This is a genomic window from Mycolicibacter algericus DSM 45454 (genome assembly GCF_002086455.1).
GTDB lineage: Bacteria > Actinomycetota > Actinomycetes > Mycobacteriales > Mycobacteriaceae > Mycobacterium > Mycobacterium algericum.
In genome coordinates this window covers 138,862-155,016 of sequence record NZ_MVHC01000005.1, presented here as the reverse complement: position 1 = coordinate 155,016, position 16,155 = coordinate 138,862, and the positions used below count along the sequence as shown (strand labels likewise).

Sequence of the window (16,155 nt, the reverse complement as noted above, 5' to 3'; positions counted from 1 at the left end):
ATGGTGGCACTTATCGGCGGTGGGCACAGCGGAGTTCAGGTCCGGGGCGCAGCGGAGCCGACCGCGAAGCGCCGGGCCAGATCGGGCTCGTCCGAGGCGCCCGGCTCCCAGTGGGCGATCCACGGCCCGGTGCCCTCCGAGGGGTCGAGGATGCCGTCTTCCAGCCAGGTACAGCGGTCCTCGAGCACCGCGTGCGCCAGCGCCACGTCGGTGTCGTCGGTGTTGGTCCACAGCGCGGCGAACAGCGCCTCGACCCGCAGCCGTGACTGCTGACAGAACGCGTCGGCCAGCTGGTAGGCCTGCTGCCCTTCGGCGGAATCAGCCGCCCGTTGCGCTTCTGCGTGCACGCATACCGCTGCCATCGCGAACAGCTCCGCGCCGATGTCGACGACGCGGCCCAAAAAGCCCTGTTTTTTCTCCAAGCCGGCCTGCCAGCGCGCCATGCCGTAGAACGTATTGCGCGCCAGCTTCCGCGAATGCCGTTCGACAAAGCGCAGATGCGCCGCCAACCGGCCGAACTCGCGGTAGCCGGTGGGACGCTGACCTTCGCCGAAAACCAACTGCGGCAACCACTTCGAATAGAAGCCGCTGGCTCCGGCGGCCGATTGGGCCTTTTGCCGCAGACCGGCTTTGGGGTTCGCGAGCGCCCCGGCGGCGCTCAGGTGCGGGTCGACGGCCTCGCGCGCGATCAGCAGCCGCATGATTTCGCTGGAGCCTTCGAAGATGCGGTTGATCCGCAGGTCGCGCACCAGTTGTTCCACCGGTACCGCACGCTCCCCGCGGGCGGCCAGTGACTCCGCGGTCTCATACCCGCGGCCGCCGCGGATCTGCAGCAACTCGTCGGCGATGACACAGGCCATCTCGCTGGACCACAGCTTGGCCAGCGCCGCCTCGATCCGGATGTCATTGCGGCCTTCGTCGGCCATCTGACCCGACAGCTCCAACACCGCCTCCAGCGCGTAACCGGTGGCGGCGATGAACGCGATCTTCTTGGCCACGGCCTCGTGCTCGCCGACCGGCTTGCCCCACTGCACCCGCTCCCGGGACCACTCCCGGGCGATCTTCAGCGACCACTTCGCCGATCCGGTCGCCATCGCGGGGATGGCCAGCCGCCCGGCGTTGAGGGTGGTCAAGGCGATCTTCAGACCGTCGCCCTCGCGCCCGATCAGGTTCTCGGCGGGTACCCGCACCGCATGGAGCCGGGTCAGTCCGTTCTCGATCCCGCGCAGCCCCATGAACGCGTTGCGGCGTTCGACGGTGATCCCGGGTGAGTCGGCTTCCACCACGAAGGCGCTGACCCCGCCGCGGTGCCCGTCGGCCTTGGGCACGCGGGCCATCACCACCAACAGGTCGGCGACGACGCCGTTGGTGGTCCAGAGCTTCACGCCCTCCAGTTCGTAGGCGGCGCCGTCCTCGATCGGTGTCGCCGTCGAGGCCAGCCGCGCCGGATCCGAACCCACATCCGGTTCGGTGAGCAGAAACGCCGAGATCGCCCCCGCCGCGCACCGCGGCAGGAACTTCTGCTGCTGTTCCTCGGTGCCGGCCAGCTTGAGCGGTTCAGGCACCCCGATCGACTGATGCGCGCTCAGCAGCGCCCCCAGGCTGGGATGCACACTGGACACCATCACCAGCGCCCGGTTGTAGGCGACCTGCGACATACCCAGCCCGCCGTACTCGCCCGGGATCTTCAGCCCGAAACAGCCGAGGTCGGCCAGACCTTTGACGTATTCGTCCGGGATCCGGGCGTCACGTTCGATGACGGCGCCGTCGACGGTTTCAAGGAACTCCCGCAGCCTGCCCAGGAATTCCTCGGTGCGCGCGGCATCGTCATCCGACGGCCGGGGAAACGGGTGAATCAGCTCAAGCGGGAAACGACCCAAGAACAATCCCTTGGCGAAGGACGGTTTATCCCAACCGCTTTCGCGGGACTCCTCCGCGACGGCCCTGGCTTGCTCCTCGGTGACCTGCTGTGACATCACCGCACCTCCCGGTTTGAGGACGCTCATCGTCGAGCGACTATCAACCGGTGTTCCCCGATCAGGGCGGCCGCTACACCTCGGTGCCGGCCTTGGCTAGGCGTCGAGCTCGCGGGCCACGGCCTTGACCACCTCGGAGATCTGCCGGGCTGTCTTGCGATCGGGGTATTTGCCCTTGCGCAGTTCGGGCTGCACCGTGCCTTCGAGCAGGGTGATCATGTCTTCGACCATGCCGTGCAGCTCGTCGGGGCTGTGCTTGTGCTCGGCCGGCGCCGCCTCCCGGCGGTTGCGGGTCAGGCTCGGCGGCGGATCGATCAGCGTGACGGTCAGCGCCTGCGGTCCGCGACGGCCGGCGGCGACGCCGAACTCGACCCGTTGGCCCGCCTTGAGACCCTCCACGCCGTCCGGAAGAGCCGAGGCGCGGACATAGACGTCCTCGCCTTCCTCCTGGGACAAGAAGCCGAAGCCCTTCGCGGCGTCGTACCACTTCACCTTGCCGGTAGGCACTGGTCTCACCTGCTGTCTTACTGATCACGTACTGGGAGGACACAAATGAAGCGTCCCGCCTTCGCAGGACGCGTCACCTGGTGATCCTACTCGGATGGCGGCCCGCGGAGCACCCCGGTTTCCTCGGTAAGCTGGGGGAGCCGCTGGAGCAGACGTGCGTGGAACGTTGACCGCGATTGGGACGCTCTCCGGCCGGCCGACCGAATCGGATACGCATATGACGTTGAGGCAACGGGGTCCCCAGACCCCACCACCGCAGGTGGACGCTATCGGTGCGGAGGACAAGACGGCCGCACGGCAGGCCTTCCACGAAGCCGTGGAGCGGGCCATCGCCGAGCAGATGCCGACCTCCGGGCCGTTGGTCGACACGTTCGGCCGGGTGCACACCGACCTGCGGATATCCCTGACCGACCGGTGCAACCTGCGCTGCACCTACTGCATGCCGGCCGAAGGCCTGGACTGGATTCCCAGCCAACACCTGCTGCAGGACGATGAGCTGATCCGGCTGATGCGCATCGGTGTCACCCGGCTGGGCATCACCGATATCCGATTCACCGGCGGCGAGCCGCTGCTGGCCCGCCACCTCGAAGGGGTGATCGCCGCCGCCGCCGGCCTGCAGCCGCGTCCCGAGATCGCACTGACCACCAACGGTCTGGGATTGGCACGACGGGCCGGCGCCCTGGTGGCCGCCGGGCTGGACCGGATCAACGTGTCACTGGACACCGTCGACCGCGCCCACTTCGCCGAGATCACCCGGCGGGATCGGCTGCCCGATGTACTCGACGGCCTGGCGGCGGCCGCGCAGGCCGGCATGGCGCCGATCAAGGTCAACGCCGTGCTCGACCCCAAGATCACCGGCGAGGACATCGTCAACCTGCTGCGCTTCTGCCTGCAGCACGGCTACCAACTGCGGGTCATCGAGATGATGCCGCTGGACGCCGACCACAACTGGAGCCGCGACGCCGGCCTCGGTGTCGAGCAGCTGCTGGAGCTGGTGCAGGCACAGTTCGCGTTGCGCCCCGATCCGAAACCCCGCGGTTCGGCGCCGGCCGAGGTGTGGCTGGTCGATGAGGGTCCGGACAATCCGGCCGGCACCTTCGGCATCATCGCCTCGGTGTCGCGGCCGTTCTGCGGCGACTGCGACCGGACCCGGCTCACCGCCGACGGCCAGATCCGCAATTGCCTGTTCGCCGCCGAGGAGTCCGATCTGCGGGCGCTGCTGCGGGACGGCTCCGACGACGACGCCATCGAGCAGGCGTGGCGTGCCGCGATGTGGTCCAAGAAGGCCGGCCACGGCATCAACGATCCGGACTTCATCCAGCCGGACCGGCCGATGAGTGCAATAGGAGGCTGAACTCATGACCCAACAGCTGAGCGACACCACCGCAGTCGCCGTGACGGTCCGCTACTTCGCCGCGGCGCGCGCGGCCGCGGGAACCGACTCCGAAACTGTCAGCGTGCCCGCCGGGGGCGGCGTGGCCGAACTCACCGAAACCCTCGCCGGCCGCAACGAGCGGCTGGCCACGGTGCTGGACCGGTGCTCCTACCTACGCGACGGGATCGCGGTGCGAGACCATGCCGCAGCGCTGCAGCCAGGCGAGACGATCGACGTCCTGCCCCCGTTCGCGGGCGGATGACGGCTGCGGGTTCGCCCGAACCGAAACATGATCTACGTCACATAACGAATTGATAACAGAGCGACAACGGCTTGATAGAGGGCGCTCTGACCTGCGTAAACGCTGCGGCTTCCTGGTGTTTTGAGAAGAACCAGCAGTGAAAACACCCCGGAGCCCTAAACGTGACGATGCCGGTAAGACCCGTTACGGTACATCCCCGGGTGTATCGAAAATCTTCCGGTCGATCCGCCTTTCCCCGCTCGTAGCGCCGAGCTCCATCCAGCGGGCGGGGAAAACCACGAATACCTGATGGATGGAGGCGGGGGACCCACAGGGTCCGCCGCGAGCGGACCGGGGCCATGACCGGCCCTTGGGGTGAAGCCACACGACGTGCCGCGGTACGTCACGGCCGGGCGGTCTCGATAGCCCGAACCCGACGCTGACCTCGCAGGCGTAGACAGAGAGGAATTCACCACCGTATGAGTGGACGGCATCGCAAGCCCACCCAGTCGAACGTCAACATCGCCAAGATCGCCTTCACCGGCGCCGTGATCGGTGGCGGCAGCCTGGCCCTCGCCGGGCACGCGGCCGCAGCCACCGATGACGAATGGGACCGCGTCGCCCGATGCGAGTCCGGCAACAATTGGGGCATCAACACCGGCAACGGTTACCACGGCGGCTTGCAGTTCTCGCCGAGCACCTGGAGCAGCAACGGCGGCGGCAAGTATGCGCCGGTAGCACACCAGGCCAGCCGCGAGCAGCAGATCGCCATCGCCGAGAACGTGCTGGCGACCCAGGGACGCGGCGCCTGGCCGGTCTGCGGTCGCGGCCTGTCCGGCCCCTCTCCACGCGACGTTCCGACGGCGCCTGCTGATGCCCCCGTCGACCACCCGGACGCCAACGGCGAGACCGTGGCCATGGACAACCCGATGGCTCCGCCGCCCGCCCCCGAGCCGGCACCGTGGTGGGCTCCGCCGGCCCCCGAGCCGGCTCCCCCCGCCGAGGACGCCCCTGCGGTGGCTCCCGCGGGTTGGCTGCCACCCGCACCGGAGGCCCCCGCTCCCGAGGCTCCCGCGCCCGAGGCCCCGGCACCGATCGCCGAGGACCTGCCGCCGGCTCCCGAGGCCCCCGCACCCGAGGCCCCGGCCCCGGAGGCTCCCGCACCCGAGGCTCCGGCCCCGATCGCCGAGGACGCCCCGCCGGCTCCTGAGGCCCCCTGGTGGATGCCGCCGGCTCCCGAGGCTCCCGCGCCCGAGGCCCCGGCTCCCGAAGCCCCCGCGCCGGGCGATGAGGCCGTCCCGGCCCCCGAGGGCGACAAGCAGCAAGCGGTCTCCGTGGGCTTCCACCAGCAGTTGTGGCAGGCCATCCGGGCGGAGAACGTGAGCGGCAACGACGCGTTGGCCGCGTTCGCGCAGCAGCCCAGCCGGGTCGTGGTCTAAGCAGTAACGAGAAAGCGGGGCCGGTGTGACACCGGCCCCGCTTTTTCGTCTCGGCTGCGGTCAGGCCGAACCGACCCATTCCTCAGTGCCATCGGCGAAGAACTGATGCTTCCAGACCGGCAGCCGCTCCTTGACCGTGTCGACCAGTCGCGCGCAGGCTTCGAACGCCTCCCGGCGATGATCAGCGGCCACCGCGGCGACCAACGCGGCGTCACCGATGTGCAGCACGCCGATCCGGTGGCTGGCCGCCACCGCGCGGATCCCGCGGGCCTGTTCGGCGACCTCGGCCAGCACGTCGGCCATCACCTGTTGCGCCGTAGGGTGCGCGGAATACTCCAGCCTTCTCACCTGCCGGCCGTGGTCGTGGTCGCGGATCATGCCGACGAAGCCGACGATCGCGCCGGCGGCGCGGTGGCCCACCAGGGCCTCGTGTTCGCTCAGCACGATGGGCTCTTCGGTGACCGCCGCCCGCAGCACCAGCACGCCGGTGGATGTCATCGGTCGTGGTCCCCGCCGGCGAGTTGATCCAGCGCGTGGTCGAGCACGTCGGCGAGCACACCGAGCCCGTCGCGCACCCCACCGGAAGAGCCGGGCAGATTGACGATCAGCGTCCGACCGGCCACCCCGCACACGCCGCGCGACAATACCGCGGTCGGCACCTTCGGCAGCCCCGACCGGCGGATCGCATCGGCCAGGCCGGGAATCTCGTAGTCGAGCAGCGCCGCCGTCTGCGCCGGGGTGTCGTCGGTCGGCGAGATGCCGGTCCCCCCGGAGGTGATGACCAGGTCGACCGGGGCTGCCACCGCGGCCCGCAGTGCGGTGCCCACGGCATCCCCGTCGGGCACCACCTCCGGTTGCGCCGGCGCGAAGCCGCGCTGCGTCAGCCACTCGGCGATGATCGGCCCGGTGCGGTCGGTGTACACGCCGGCCGAGGCGCGGGTGGAGGCGATGATGACGTGGGCGGTCCGGGCGCTCATCCGCGTTCCCAGGAGCCGGTGCGGCCGCCGTCTTTGCTCAGCACCCGGATGTCGTCGATCACGGCGGCACGATCGACGGCCTTGATCATGTCGTAGAGGGTCAGTGCCGCCACGCTCACCGCGGTCAGCGCCTCCATCTCGACCCCGGTGCGGTCGGTGGTGCGGACCGCGGCGGTGATGTCGATCCGGGACTCGCCGATGGTGAAGTCGACGTCGACCCCGGTGAGGGCCAGTTGGTGGCAGAGCGGGACGAGGTCGCTGGTGCGTTTGGCCGCCATGATTCCCGCCACCCGGGCGGTGGCCAGCGCGTCACCCTTGGGCAGCCCGCCGGCCGAGATCAGCTGCACCACTTCGGCGGTGGTCCGCAATACGCCGCCGGCGACCGCAACACGCTTGGTGGTCGCCTTGGCGCTGACGTCGACCATGTGGGCCGCGCCCCGTTCGTCGAGGTGTGAGAGCGGCCCGGTCATGGCGTCCTCGCCTACCGGTTGACGACGGTGACCGGATGCAGGTAGGGCAGCTCCTCGGACGGGAGCGGAAAGACCAAGCTCCCGAACGGCGACAGGGCACCGGCCCGGTCGGTGCGCAGCTCGCTCACTGCGGGTTCCCCGTCGGTCTCGGGCCACCCGTTGTCGACGTACCGATTCTTCTTGTCCTGGTTTGCAGCCACGGCGTCCATTCTGACAGGTCGCGATCGGCGACGCTCACCGGTTGGGCCTTACGCTGGTCGTCGATGACCGAACACGCCCGGGGTGTGCCGCTGGGATCGTGGCTAGCCGAGCTGCCCGACGAGGGCCTGATCCGGCTACTGGAGCTGCGGCCCGACCTCGCCCAACCGCCGCCGGGCAGTATCGCCGCCCTGGCGGCGCGGGCGCAGGCCCGCCAGTCGATGCGGGCGGCCACCGACGAGCTGGATTTCCTGCGGCTCGCGCTCATCGACGCGCTGCTGGTGCTGGAGGCCGACACGGCCGCGGTGCCGGTGGCCGACCTGCTGGCGCTGATCGGCGACCGGGCATCCGCCGACGCGGTGCACGAGGCGTTGACCGACCTGGTCGAACGGGCGCTGTGCTGGGGCGCGCTGCCCACCGGTGCGCTGCGGGTGGCCGCCGAGGCCGGTGCGGGCCTGCCGTGGCATCCGGGCCAGGTCACCCAGGAGGATCCCACCCAACGCGGCGACCAGATCGCCGAGGCCGTCGCCGCCCTCGACGCACCGCAACGCGACCTGCTGGACAAGCTCCTGGCGGGCTCCCCGATCGGCCGCACCCGCGACGCCGCCCCCGGTGCACCGCCGGAGCATCCGGTGCCGCGGCTGCTGGCGACGGGCCTGCTGCGCCGCATCGACGACGAAACGGTGATCCTGCCGCGGTTGGTCGGGCAGGTGCTGCGCGGCGAGCAACCCGGCCCGGCGGCCCTGCGAGCACCCGATCCGGTGGTGTCGCAGACCACCGCGGCCGACGTCGACGCCACCGCTGCCGGCGCGGTGATCGACCTACTGCGCGAGCTCGACGTCGTCCTGGCCAGCCTGGGTGAGATGCCGGTGCCGGAGTTGCGCAGCGGCGGACTGGGCGTCCGCGAGGTCAAGCGACTGGCCAAGACGACCGGCGTCGACGAGGCCCGGCTGGGCCTGCTGCTCGAACTGGCGGCCACCGCCCGGCTCATCGCCTCCGACTACCCCGACCCGGCGACGGTCGACCAGCGGGAGTGGCCCGACGCCGACGGCCCGTACTGGGCGCCGACGGTGCTCGCCGACCGGTTCGCCGAGCAACCGACCGCCGAGCGCTGGCAGCTGCTGGCCGCCACCTGGCTGGAGCTGCCGGCCCGGCCGAGCCTGATCGGCAGCCGCGGCGCGGACGGTAAGCCGCGGGCGGCACTGTCCACGCCGCTGTTCTCCACCGCCGCCCCGCTGGATCGCCGGCTGCTGCTGGGCATGCTCGCCGAGCTGCCCGAGGGTGCCGGGGTCGACGCCGTCTCCGCATCGCAGGCATTGGTCTGGCGCCGGCCGCGCTGGGCCAACCGGCTGCAGCCCGGGCCGCTGGGGGAACTGCTCGATGAGGCCCACGCGCTGGGGGTGCTGGGCCGCGGCGCGATCAGCACTCCGGGACGGGTGCTGCTGGCGGGGTCGACCGACGACCCCGCGCCCGCCGTCACCGCGATGACCCGAGCGCTGCCCGAACCGATCGACCACTTTCTGGTGCAGGCCGATCTGACCGTGGTGGTGCCCGGGCCGCTGAAACGGGAACTCGCCGAGGAACTGGCCGTCGTCGCCACCGTCGAATCGGCCGGCGCCGCGATGGTGTACCGGGTCTCCGAACAGACCATCCGGGCTGCCCTGGATGTGGGCCGGACCGGCACGGGGCTACAGGCGTTCTTCGAGAAACACTCCAAGACGCCGGTGCCGCAAGGGCTCACCTATCTGATCGACGACGTCGCGCGCCGGCACGGCCAGCTGCGGATCGGGATGGCGGCGTCGTTCGTGCGCTGCGAGGATCCGGCCCTGCTGGCCCAGGCGGCCGCGGTTCCGGCCGCCGAGGCGCTCGGTCTGCGGGTGTTGGCTCCGACGGTGGCGGTGGCGCAGGCCCCGATCTCCGATGTGCTGGCGGCATTGCGCGACGCCGGTTTCGCACCGGCCGCCGAAGACGCCACCGGAACGATCGTCGACATCCGGCCGCGCGGCGTGCGGGTGCCGACGCCGGCCGAGCGGCGCGGCCACCGGCCGGTGGCCGGACCCAGCAGCGAAAGCCTCACCTCACTGGTCCGGGTGCTGCGCACGGTGACGTCGGCGCCGTTCGACAACATCCGGCTGGAGCCGGTCACCGCGATGATCATGTTGAAACGGGCCGCGTCGGAGGGCTCTACGGTGCTGATCGGCTACGTCGACGCCGCCGGGGTGGCCACCCAGCGGGAGGTCTCCCCCGTGCTGGTCCGCGGCGGTCAACTGGTGGCATTCGATTCCACCTCCGGCCAGATGCGTGACTTCACCATCCACCGCATCACGTCGATCTCCTCGACCGAGCAGTGAGTTTGTCGGGCCCGTCCGGATAATGGCCGCATGCGCGCTGCCGACGATGCAGAGCGCGAGCGATGAGGAGGAGCAGCGCCATGAGCGGAGCTGACGGGCCGTTGATCGTCCAATCCGACAAGACCGTGCTGCTCGAGGTCGATCATGAGCAGGCCGGCGCGGCCCGCGCCGCGATCGCGCCGTTCGCCGAGTTGGAGCGAGCCCCCGAGCACGTCCACACCTACCGGATCACCCCGCTGGCGTTGTGGAACGCCCGCGCCGCCGGGCACGACGCCGAGCAGGTGGTCGACGCGCTGGTCTCCCACTCCCGCTACGCGGTGCCGCAGCCGCTGCTGGTCGACATCGTCGACACCATGGCCCGCTACGGGCGGCTACAGCTGGTGAAGAGTCCGGTGCACGGCCTGACCCTGGTGAGCCTGGACCGCGCGGTGCTCGAGGAGGTGCTGCGCAACAAGAAGATCGCCCCGATGCTCGGCGCCCGCATCGATGACGACACCGTGGTGGTGCATCCCAGCGAACGCGGCCGGGTCAAGCAGATGCTGCTCAAAATCGGCTGGCCCGCAGAGGATCTGGCCGGCTACGTCGACGGCGAGGCGCATCCGATCGCGCTGTGTCAGGACGGCTGGCAGCTGCGCGACTATCAGGAGATGGCGGCCGACTCGTTCTGGTCGGGTGGTTCGGGGGTGGTGGTGCTGCCGTGCGGCGCCGGCAAGACGCTGGTCGGCGCCGCCGCCATGGCCAAAGCGGGTGCGACCACCCTGATCCTGGTCACCAACACCGTCGCCGGCCGGCAGTGGAAACGCGAGCTGATCGCGCGGACCTCGCTGACCGAAGAGGAGATCGGCGAGTACTCCGGAGAGCGCAAGGAGATCCGGCCGGTCACCATCGCCACCTACCAGGTGATCACCCGGCGCACCAAGGGCGAATACCGGCATCTGGAGCTGTTCGACAGCCGCGACTGGGGACTGATCATCTACGACGAGGTGCATCTGCTGCCGGCGCCGGTGTTCCGGATGACCGCCGACCTGCAGTCGCGGCGGCGGCTGGGGCTGACCGCCACACTGATCCGCGAGGACGGCCGCGAAGGTGACGTGTTCAGCCTGATCGGGCCCAAGCGCTACGACGCACCCTGGAAGGACATCGAGGCCCAGGGCTGGATCGCGCCGGCCGAATGCATCGAGGTGCGGGTCACCATGACCGAGAGCGATCGGATGACCTACGCGATCGCCGAGCCGGAGGAACGCTACAAGCTGTGCTCGACGGTGCACTCCAAGATCGCGGTGGTGCGCTCGATCCTCAAACAGCATCCCGGCGAGCAGACCCTGGTGATCGGCGCCTACCTCGATCAGCTCGAAGAACTGGGCGAGCAGCTCGACGCCCCGGTGATCCAGGGCTCGACGCGCACCGCCGAGCGCGAGAAGCTGTTCGACGCGTTCCGCAAGGGCGAGGTCTCCACCCTGGTGGTGTCCAAGGTCGCTAATTTCTCCATCGACCTGCCCGAGGCCTCGGTAGCCGTCCAGGTCTCGGGTACCTTCGGGTCCCGCCAGGAGGAGGCCCAGCGGCTGGGCCGGCTGCTGCGTCCCAAGGCCGACGGCGGTGGCGCGGTGTTCTACTCGGTGGTCGCCCGCGACAGCCTGGACGCCGAGTACGCCGCGCACCGGCAGCGGTTCCTGGCCGAGCAGGGCTACGGCTACATCATCCGCGACGCCGATGACCTGCTGGGACCGGCAATCTAGGCGACCCGCCCGCCCGGCGAGCGCCCTGAGCGCGGCACTGCGGTTAGCCTCGGAACATGGCTCTTTCCAAGGAGGAACGCGAGCGGTTCCTGGCCGAGCCGCATATCGCGGCGTTGTCGGTGACCGCGGGTAGCGACCGTGGCCCGTTGACGGTGCCGATCTGGTACCAGTACGAACCCGGCGGCGAGCCGTGGGTGCTGACCGGGGCCGACTCGCGCAAGACGCAGCTCATCGAGGCGGCCGGGTGCTTCTCGCTGATGGTGGAGCGCACCGAGCCGACGCTGCGCTACGTCGCCGTGGACGGTCCCGTCAGCCGCATCGAAGCGGCCACCGACGAACAGCACGTCGAGCTGGCCCACCGCTACCTGCCGGCCGAACGCGCCGAGCGGTTCCTTGAGTTCGCACGGGCTCAACTGGGCGAGCAGGTCGTCATCTATCTGCGCCCGCAGCACTGGGTGTCGGCGGATCTGGGGGCGATCTAGCCGCCATGTCGGCCAGACGACTGCTGTTTCGGGGGATGTACCGGCTGGGCTTCACCCCGTGGGACGGCCACGCGCTGGCCCGCGGGCTGCGCAATCTGGTCGAGCTCGACGCGGGCGTGGGGTTGGCGCCGGGCACCGCGCTGGACTTGGGCTGCGGCACCGGGGACAACTCCATCTACCTGGCGCAGAACGGCTGGCGGGTCACCGGTGTCGACTTCGCCCAGCGGGCGCTGCGCGCCGCCCACGCCAAGGCCCAGGCCGGGAAGGTGTCGGTGCGGTTCGTCTGCGCCGACATCGCGCAACTGGCCTCAGCCGGTCTCGGTGACGACTTCGCCCTGGTGACCGACAGCGGTTGCCTGCACGGCATGAGCGATCACGACCGGGCGATCTATGCCCGGCAGGTCAATGCCGTGACCGGACCCGACTCGCGGCTGCTGATCGTCGCGTTCACCCCCGGCGCGCTGTTCGGGGTCCGCGGTATCGACGAGGCCGAGATCACACGGCTCTTCGCTCCGCAGTGGGAGTTGATCAGCTCCGGTGACGAGCCGCACTACGTGCCCGCCAACGGCGGACAGCCGGTGCGGCACTATCTGCTGGCTCGCCGGGCCTGACCGTCAGCCGCCACAAGGGTTGGCGGGCAACAACATCATCAGTGGCCACAGCAACACTCCGGCCACCGTCGCGAGCTCGTAGACGCTGTTGGGCGGTATCCCGAACTGTTGCTCGGCCCGAGTCTGGAGGATCTCCACACCGTCGGGCCGCAGGAACAGGCACACCACCCCGATGATCACGTAGACCAGGCCCAGCCACAACGCCGTCTCCAGCAGCTTCCCGACGGTGATGCTCAGCCGGTAGTCCAGCAGACGCGAAATCCCCCGGAGCCACGAGGGTTCGGGGGAAGTCACGTCTGCAGCCTAACGGGGACCGCAAGGCCGCCGGCGGGTCACCGCCAGCGGCCAACCATGGCGAGCAGACGCGAAAGCCCCCCAAAACAGCGGTTTTGGGGGGCTTTCGCGTCTGCTCGTGCCGGTATTACAGCAGCGACTGTGGTGGGTTGAACCGGTCGCCGTAGCGGGCGGCCAGCTCCTTGGCCCGCGCCACGAAGCCGGCCTGTCCGCCGGGGTAACCGACGATGAACTGGTGCGTGCCGCCGGTCCACGGCGGGAACCCGATGCCCATGATCGCGCCGATGTTGGCGTCCGCGGTCGAGGTCAGCACGCCTTCGTCGAGGCACTTCTGGGTCTCCAGCGCCTCAGCGAACAGCATCCGGTCGATCATGTCCTGCAGCGGCGGGGTGGAGCTGCCCGAGTTGAAGGTCTCCCGCAGCCCCGGCCACAGCCCGGTGCGCTTGCCGTCGACGTACTCGTAGAAGCCGGCACCCGACAAGCGCGACGGGCGACCGATCTCGATCATCTTGTCGACGACCTCTTCGTTGCGCTGCTTCTCGAGCGTGCCGCCGGCCGCCTCGATGCCCTCGCGGGTGGCGTTGGCGATCTTCTGCATCAGCTCCAGGTTGAGCTCATCGCAGAGCTGCAGCGGAGCTGCCGGGTAGCCGGCCTGCAGACCGGCCTGCTCGATGCTGGCCGGCTCCACACCCTCACCGAGCATCATCAGCGCCTCGTTAACGAAGGTGCCGATGACACGGCTGGTGTAGAAGCCGCGGCTGTCGTTGACCACGATCGGGGTCTTCTTGATGGCCAGCACGTAGTCGAACACCCGGGCCAGTGCCTCGTCAGAGGTCTTCTCGCCCTTGATGATCTCCACCAGCGGCATCTTGTCGACCGGCGAGAAGAAGTGGATGCCGATGAAGTCCTCCTGGCGCTTCACGCCGGTCGCCAGACCGGTGATCGGCAGTGTGGAGGTGTTGGATCCCAGCAGCGCGTTGGGCTCGACGATGTCCTCGATCTCGGCGAACACCTTGTGCTTGAGGTCCTGGCTCTCGAACACCGCCTCGATCACGAAGTCGACGCCCTTGAGGTCGGCCGCATCCCCGGTCGGGGTGATCCGGTTGAGGACTTCGCTCGACTTTTCTGGGGTGGTGCGACCCCGCTCGAGGGCCTTGGCCTCCAGCTTCTCCGAGTAGCCCTTGCCCTTCTGCGCTGCCTCCAGGGAGACGTCCTTGAGCACCACGTCGTAGCCGGCCTTGGCCGACACGTAGGCGATGCCGGCGCCCATCATCCCGGCGCCGAGCACACCGATCTTGCGGATCGGGGTCTGCCCGATGCCGTCGGGCCGGCTGCCGCCGCCGTTGATGTGCTGCAGGTCGAAGAAGAACGCCTGGATCATGTTCTTGGCGACGTGGCCGGTGACCAGCGAGACGAAGTAGCGGGTCTCGATGCGGCTGGCGGTGTCGAAGTCCACCGCCGCACCCTCGACCGCAGCGGACAGGATGGCCCGCGGCGCGGGCATCGGAGCACCCTTGAGTTGCTTGCGCAGCAGCGCCGGGAACGACGGCAGGATCGCCGCCAGCGACGGGGTCGAAGGGGTGCCGCCGGGCATCTTGTAGCCCTTGACATCCCACGGCTGCACACCGGCGTCGGGGTTGGCCTTGATCCACGCCTTGGCGGCGGGCACCAACTCCTCAACGGTCGGCAGCACCTCGTCCACCAGGCCGATCTCCTTGGCCTTGGCGGGTTTGAAGCGGGTGCCTTGGGCCAGCACGTTCATGAAGGCGTTCTGGATGCCCAGCATGCGCACGGTGCGGGCGACGCCGCCACCGCCGGGCAGCAGGCCCAGGGTGACCTCGGGCAGGCCGAGCTGGCTGCCCTTGGCGTCGGCGGCGATGCGCCGGTGACAGGCCAGCGCGATCTCCAGGCCGCCACCGAGAGCGGCGCCGTTGATGGCGGCGACAACCGGCTTGCCCAGGGTCTCCAGGGCCCGCAGATCAGCCTTGATGCCCTCGCACTGCTCGAAGACCGCCTGGGCGTCGTCCGGGCCGACGTGGATCATCGCCTTGAGGTCGCCACCGGCGAAGAAGGTCTTCTTCGCGCTGGTGATGACCACACCGGTGACCGAGTCCTTCTCCGCGACAAGACGTTCCACGGCGTTGTGCATGGACTCGCGGTAGTGCTCGTTCATCACGTTGGCCGACCCGGTCGGGTCGTCCAGGGTCAGCGTGACGATGCCGTCAGCGTCCTTGTCCCACTGAATGGTGTTCTCTGCCATTTTCCAAAACCCTCTCAGACGCGCTCGATGATGGTGGCGACGCCCATGCCACCGCCGATGCAGAGTGTGATCAGAGCGCGGCGGGCACCCCGGCGCTCCAGTTCGTCGACCATGGTGCCGGTGATCATCGCGCCGGTGGCGCCCAGCGGGTGGCCCATCGCGATCGCGCCACCGTTGACGTTGAGCTTCTCATCCGGGATGTTCAGGTCCTTCTGGAACTTCAGCACCACGGAGGCGAACGCCTCGTTGAGCTCGAACAGGTCGATGTCATCGACGGTCAGCCCGGCGCGGTCGAGCACCCGCTGGGTGGCCGGGGTGGGGCCGGTGAGCATGATGACCGGGTCGGCACCGCTGGTGGCGGCCGCCACGATGCGCGCCCGCGGGGTCAGCCCCTGCTCCTTGCCGGCCTTCTCGGAACCGACGAGCACCAGGGCGGCGCCGTCGACGATTCCGGAGCTGTTGCCGCCGGTGTGCACGTGGTTGATCTTCTCGACGAAGTGGTACTTCTGCAGCGCCACGTCGTCGAAGCCACCCATGGCGCCGACCCCGTCGAACGCGGTCTTCAGCTGACTCAGGCTCTCCACCGTGGTGCCGGGCCGCATGTGCTCGTCATGGTCGAGGACGACCAGGCCGTTCTGGTCGCGCACCGGGACCACGGACTTGGCGAAGTAGCCGCCCGACCAGGCCGCGGCCGCCAGCTCCTGGGAGCGCGCCGCGTAGCGGTCGACGTCCTCGCGGGAGAAGCCCTCGATGGTCGCGATCAGGTCGGCGCCGATGCCCTGCGGCACGAATCCGATCTGGTAGTTGGTGTCAGGGTCAGACGCCCAGGCGCCGCCGTCAGAACCCATCGGCACCCGGCTCATCGACTCCACACCGCCGGCCAGTACCAGGTCATCGAACCCGGCCTTGACCTTGGCGGCGGCGGTGTTGATCGCCTCCAGACCCGACGCGCAGAACCGGTTGAGCTGTACGCCACCGGTGGTCTCGGGCATCCCGGCGGCCAGCATCGCGGTGCGGGCGATGCAACCACCCTGGTCGCCGACCGGCGACACCACGCCGAACACGGAGTCGCTGATCTGGTTGACGTCCAGGTCGGGGTAGCGGCTACGCAGTTCGTTCACCAGGCCGACAGCCAGGCTGACCGGCTTGATCTCGTTCAGCGACCCGTTGCGCTGCTTGCCGCGCGGAGTGCGAATGGCCTCATAGATGAAGGCTTCTTCGGACATGGCTGGAATTCC

At 69.5% G+C, this 16,155-nt stretch carries 16 protein-coding genes and 1 riboswitch; of the genes, 7 read left to right on the top strand and 9 right to left on the bottom strand.

All coding sequences use genetic code 11. The features are described 5' to 3' along the window. Positions 1-35: 35 nt before the first annotated feature. The gene (locus BST10_RS07335; RefSeq protein WP_083037339.1) at positions 36-1,976 is read right to left on the bottom strand and encodes an acyl-CoA dehydrogenase family protein; all 1,941 of its coding nucleotides are present in this window, start codon (positions 1,974-1,976) and stop codon (positions 36-38) included. A gap of 96 nt (positions 1,977-2,072) precedes the next feature. Beyond that, on the bottom strand, positions 2,073-2,483 hold the full coding sequence (locus tag BST10_RS07330; RefSeq protein ID WP_013827740.1) for a cold-shock protein: 411 nt from the start codon (positions 2,481-2,483) through the stop codon (positions 2,073-2,075). A gap of 217 nt (positions 2,484-2,700) precedes the next feature. On the opposite strand from BST10_RS07330, the gene moaA reads away from it, so the two are divergent. The 3 genes from moaA to BST10_RS07315 all read left to right on the top strand — a co-directional run bounded on the left by moaA (position 2,701) and on the right by BST10_RS07315 (position 5,538). Further along, a complete protein-coding gene (moaA, locus tag BST10_RS07325) occupies positions 2,701-3,837 on the top strand; it encodes a GTP 3',8-cyclase MoaA (RefSeq protein ID WP_109559434.1) in 1,137 nt (378 codons plus the stop codon). Positions 3,838-3,841: 4 nt separating this feature from the next. Continuing rightward, positions 3,842-4,120 carry a MoaD/ThiS family protein gene (locus BST10_RS07320; protein ID WP_083037257.1) on the top strand — a complete coding sequence of 93 codons (279 nt, stop codon included), beginning with the start codon at positions 3,842-3,844 and terminating at the stop codon, positions 4,118-4,120. 272 nt (positions 4,121-4,392) lie between these two features. Beyond that, positions 4,393-4,569, top strand: a riboswitch (cyclic di-AMP (ydaO/yuaA leader). Positions 4,570-4,578: 9 nt separating this feature from the next. After that, positions 4,579-5,538, top strand: a complete 960-nt coding sequence (locus BST10_RS07315; RefSeq protein ID WP_083037256.1) for a transglycosylase family protein — start codon at positions 4,579-4,581, stop codon at positions 5,536-5,538. Positions 5,539-5,598: 60 nt separating this feature from the next. Here BST10_RS07315 and BST10_RS07310 read toward each other — a convergent pair whose 3' ends face one another. Genes BST10_RS07310 through BST10_RS07295 form a run of 4 tightly spaced genes read right to left on the bottom strand, consistent with a single transcriptional unit; the run spans position 5,599 to position 7,194 of the window. Continuing rightward, on the bottom strand, positions 5,599-6,036 hold the full coding sequence (locus tag BST10_RS07310; protein WP_083037255.1) for a molybdenum cofactor biosynthesis protein MoaE: 438 nt from the start codon (positions 6,034-6,036) through the stop codon (positions 5,599-5,601). Next, complete coding sequence (locus BST10_RS07305) at positions 6,033-6,515, bottom strand: MogA/MoaB family molybdenum cofactor biosynthesis protein (protein WP_013827735.1); 483 nt, start codon at positions 6,513-6,515, stop codon at positions 6,033-6,035. The genes BST10_RS07310 and BST10_RS07305 overlap by 4 nt, the downstream gene beginning before the upstream one ends. Then, positions 6,512-6,985, bottom strand: coding sequence for a cyclic pyranopterin monophosphate synthase MoaC (moaC, locus tag BST10_RS07300; RefSeq protein WP_083037254.1), 474 nt, complete (start codon positions 6,983-6,985; stop codon positions 6,512-6,514). Before moaC ends, BST10_RS07305 begins: the two co-directional genes overlap by 4 nt. An 11-nt stretch (positions 6,986-6,996) precedes the next feature. Continuing rightward, a complete protein-coding gene (locus BST10_RS07295) occupies positions 6,997-7,194 on the bottom strand; it encodes a hypothetical protein (protein WP_041317158.1) in 198 nt (65 codons plus the stop codon). Positions 7,195-7,248: 54 nt separating this feature from the next. Here BST10_RS07295 and BST10_RS07290 point away from each other — a divergent pair, with 54 nt between their 5' ends. From BST10_RS07290 to BST10_RS07275, 4 genes are all read left to right on the top strand, one after another. After that, positions 7,249-9,534 carry a helicase-associated domain-containing protein gene (locus BST10_RS07290; RefSeq protein ID WP_083037253.1) on the top strand — a complete coding sequence of 762 codons (2,286 nt, stop codon included), beginning with the start codon at positions 7,249-7,251 and terminating at the stop codon, positions 9,532-9,534. Between the two features lie 80 nt (positions 9,535-9,614). Continuing rightward, positions 9,615-11,270: a DNA repair helicase XPB gene (locus tag BST10_RS07285; RefSeq protein WP_083037252.1), complete on the top strand. Its 1,656-nt coding sequence runs from the start codon at positions 9,615-9,617 to the stop codon at positions 11,268-11,270. A 56-nt stretch (positions 11,271-11,326) separates the two neighbouring features. After that, positions 11,327-11,752, top strand: coding sequence for a pyridoxamine 5'-phosphate oxidase family protein (locus tag BST10_RS07280; RefSeq protein ID WP_083037251.1), 426 nt, complete (start codon positions 11,327-11,329; stop codon positions 11,750-11,752). A 5-nt stretch (positions 11,753-11,757) separates the two neighbouring features. Further along, positions 11,758-12,363 (top strand): class I SAM-dependent methyltransferase, encoded by a 606-nt coding sequence (locus tag BST10_RS07275; protein WP_083037250.1) that lies wholly within the window; start codon positions 11,758-11,760, stop codon positions 12,361-12,363. A 3-nt stretch (positions 12,364-12,366) separates the two neighbouring features. Here the strand turns inward: BST10_RS07275 and BST10_RS07270 are convergent, their stop codons facing one another. From BST10_RS07270 to BST10_RS07260, 3 genes are all read right to left on the bottom strand, one after another. Further along, the gene (locus BST10_RS07270; protein WP_083037249.1) at positions 12,367-12,657 is read right to left on the bottom strand and encodes a hypothetical protein; all 291 of its coding nucleotides are present in this window, start codon (positions 12,655-12,657) and stop codon (positions 12,367-12,369) included. Between the two features lie 127 nt (positions 12,658-12,784). After that, entirely contained in the window at positions 12,785-14,917 is a 2,133-nt protein-coding gene (locus BST10_RS07265) for a 3-hydroxyacyl-CoA dehydrogenase NAD-binding domain-containing protein (protein WP_083037248.1), read from the bottom strand. Between the two features lie 14 nt (positions 14,918-14,931). Continuing rightward, positions 14,932-16,143 carry an acetyl-CoA C-acetyltransferase gene (locus BST10_RS07260; protein WP_013827726.1) on the bottom strand — a complete coding sequence of 404 codons (1,212 nt, stop codon included), beginning with the start codon at positions 16,141-16,143 and terminating at the stop codon, positions 14,932-14,934. Positions 16,144-16,155 lie beyond the last annotated feature (12 nt).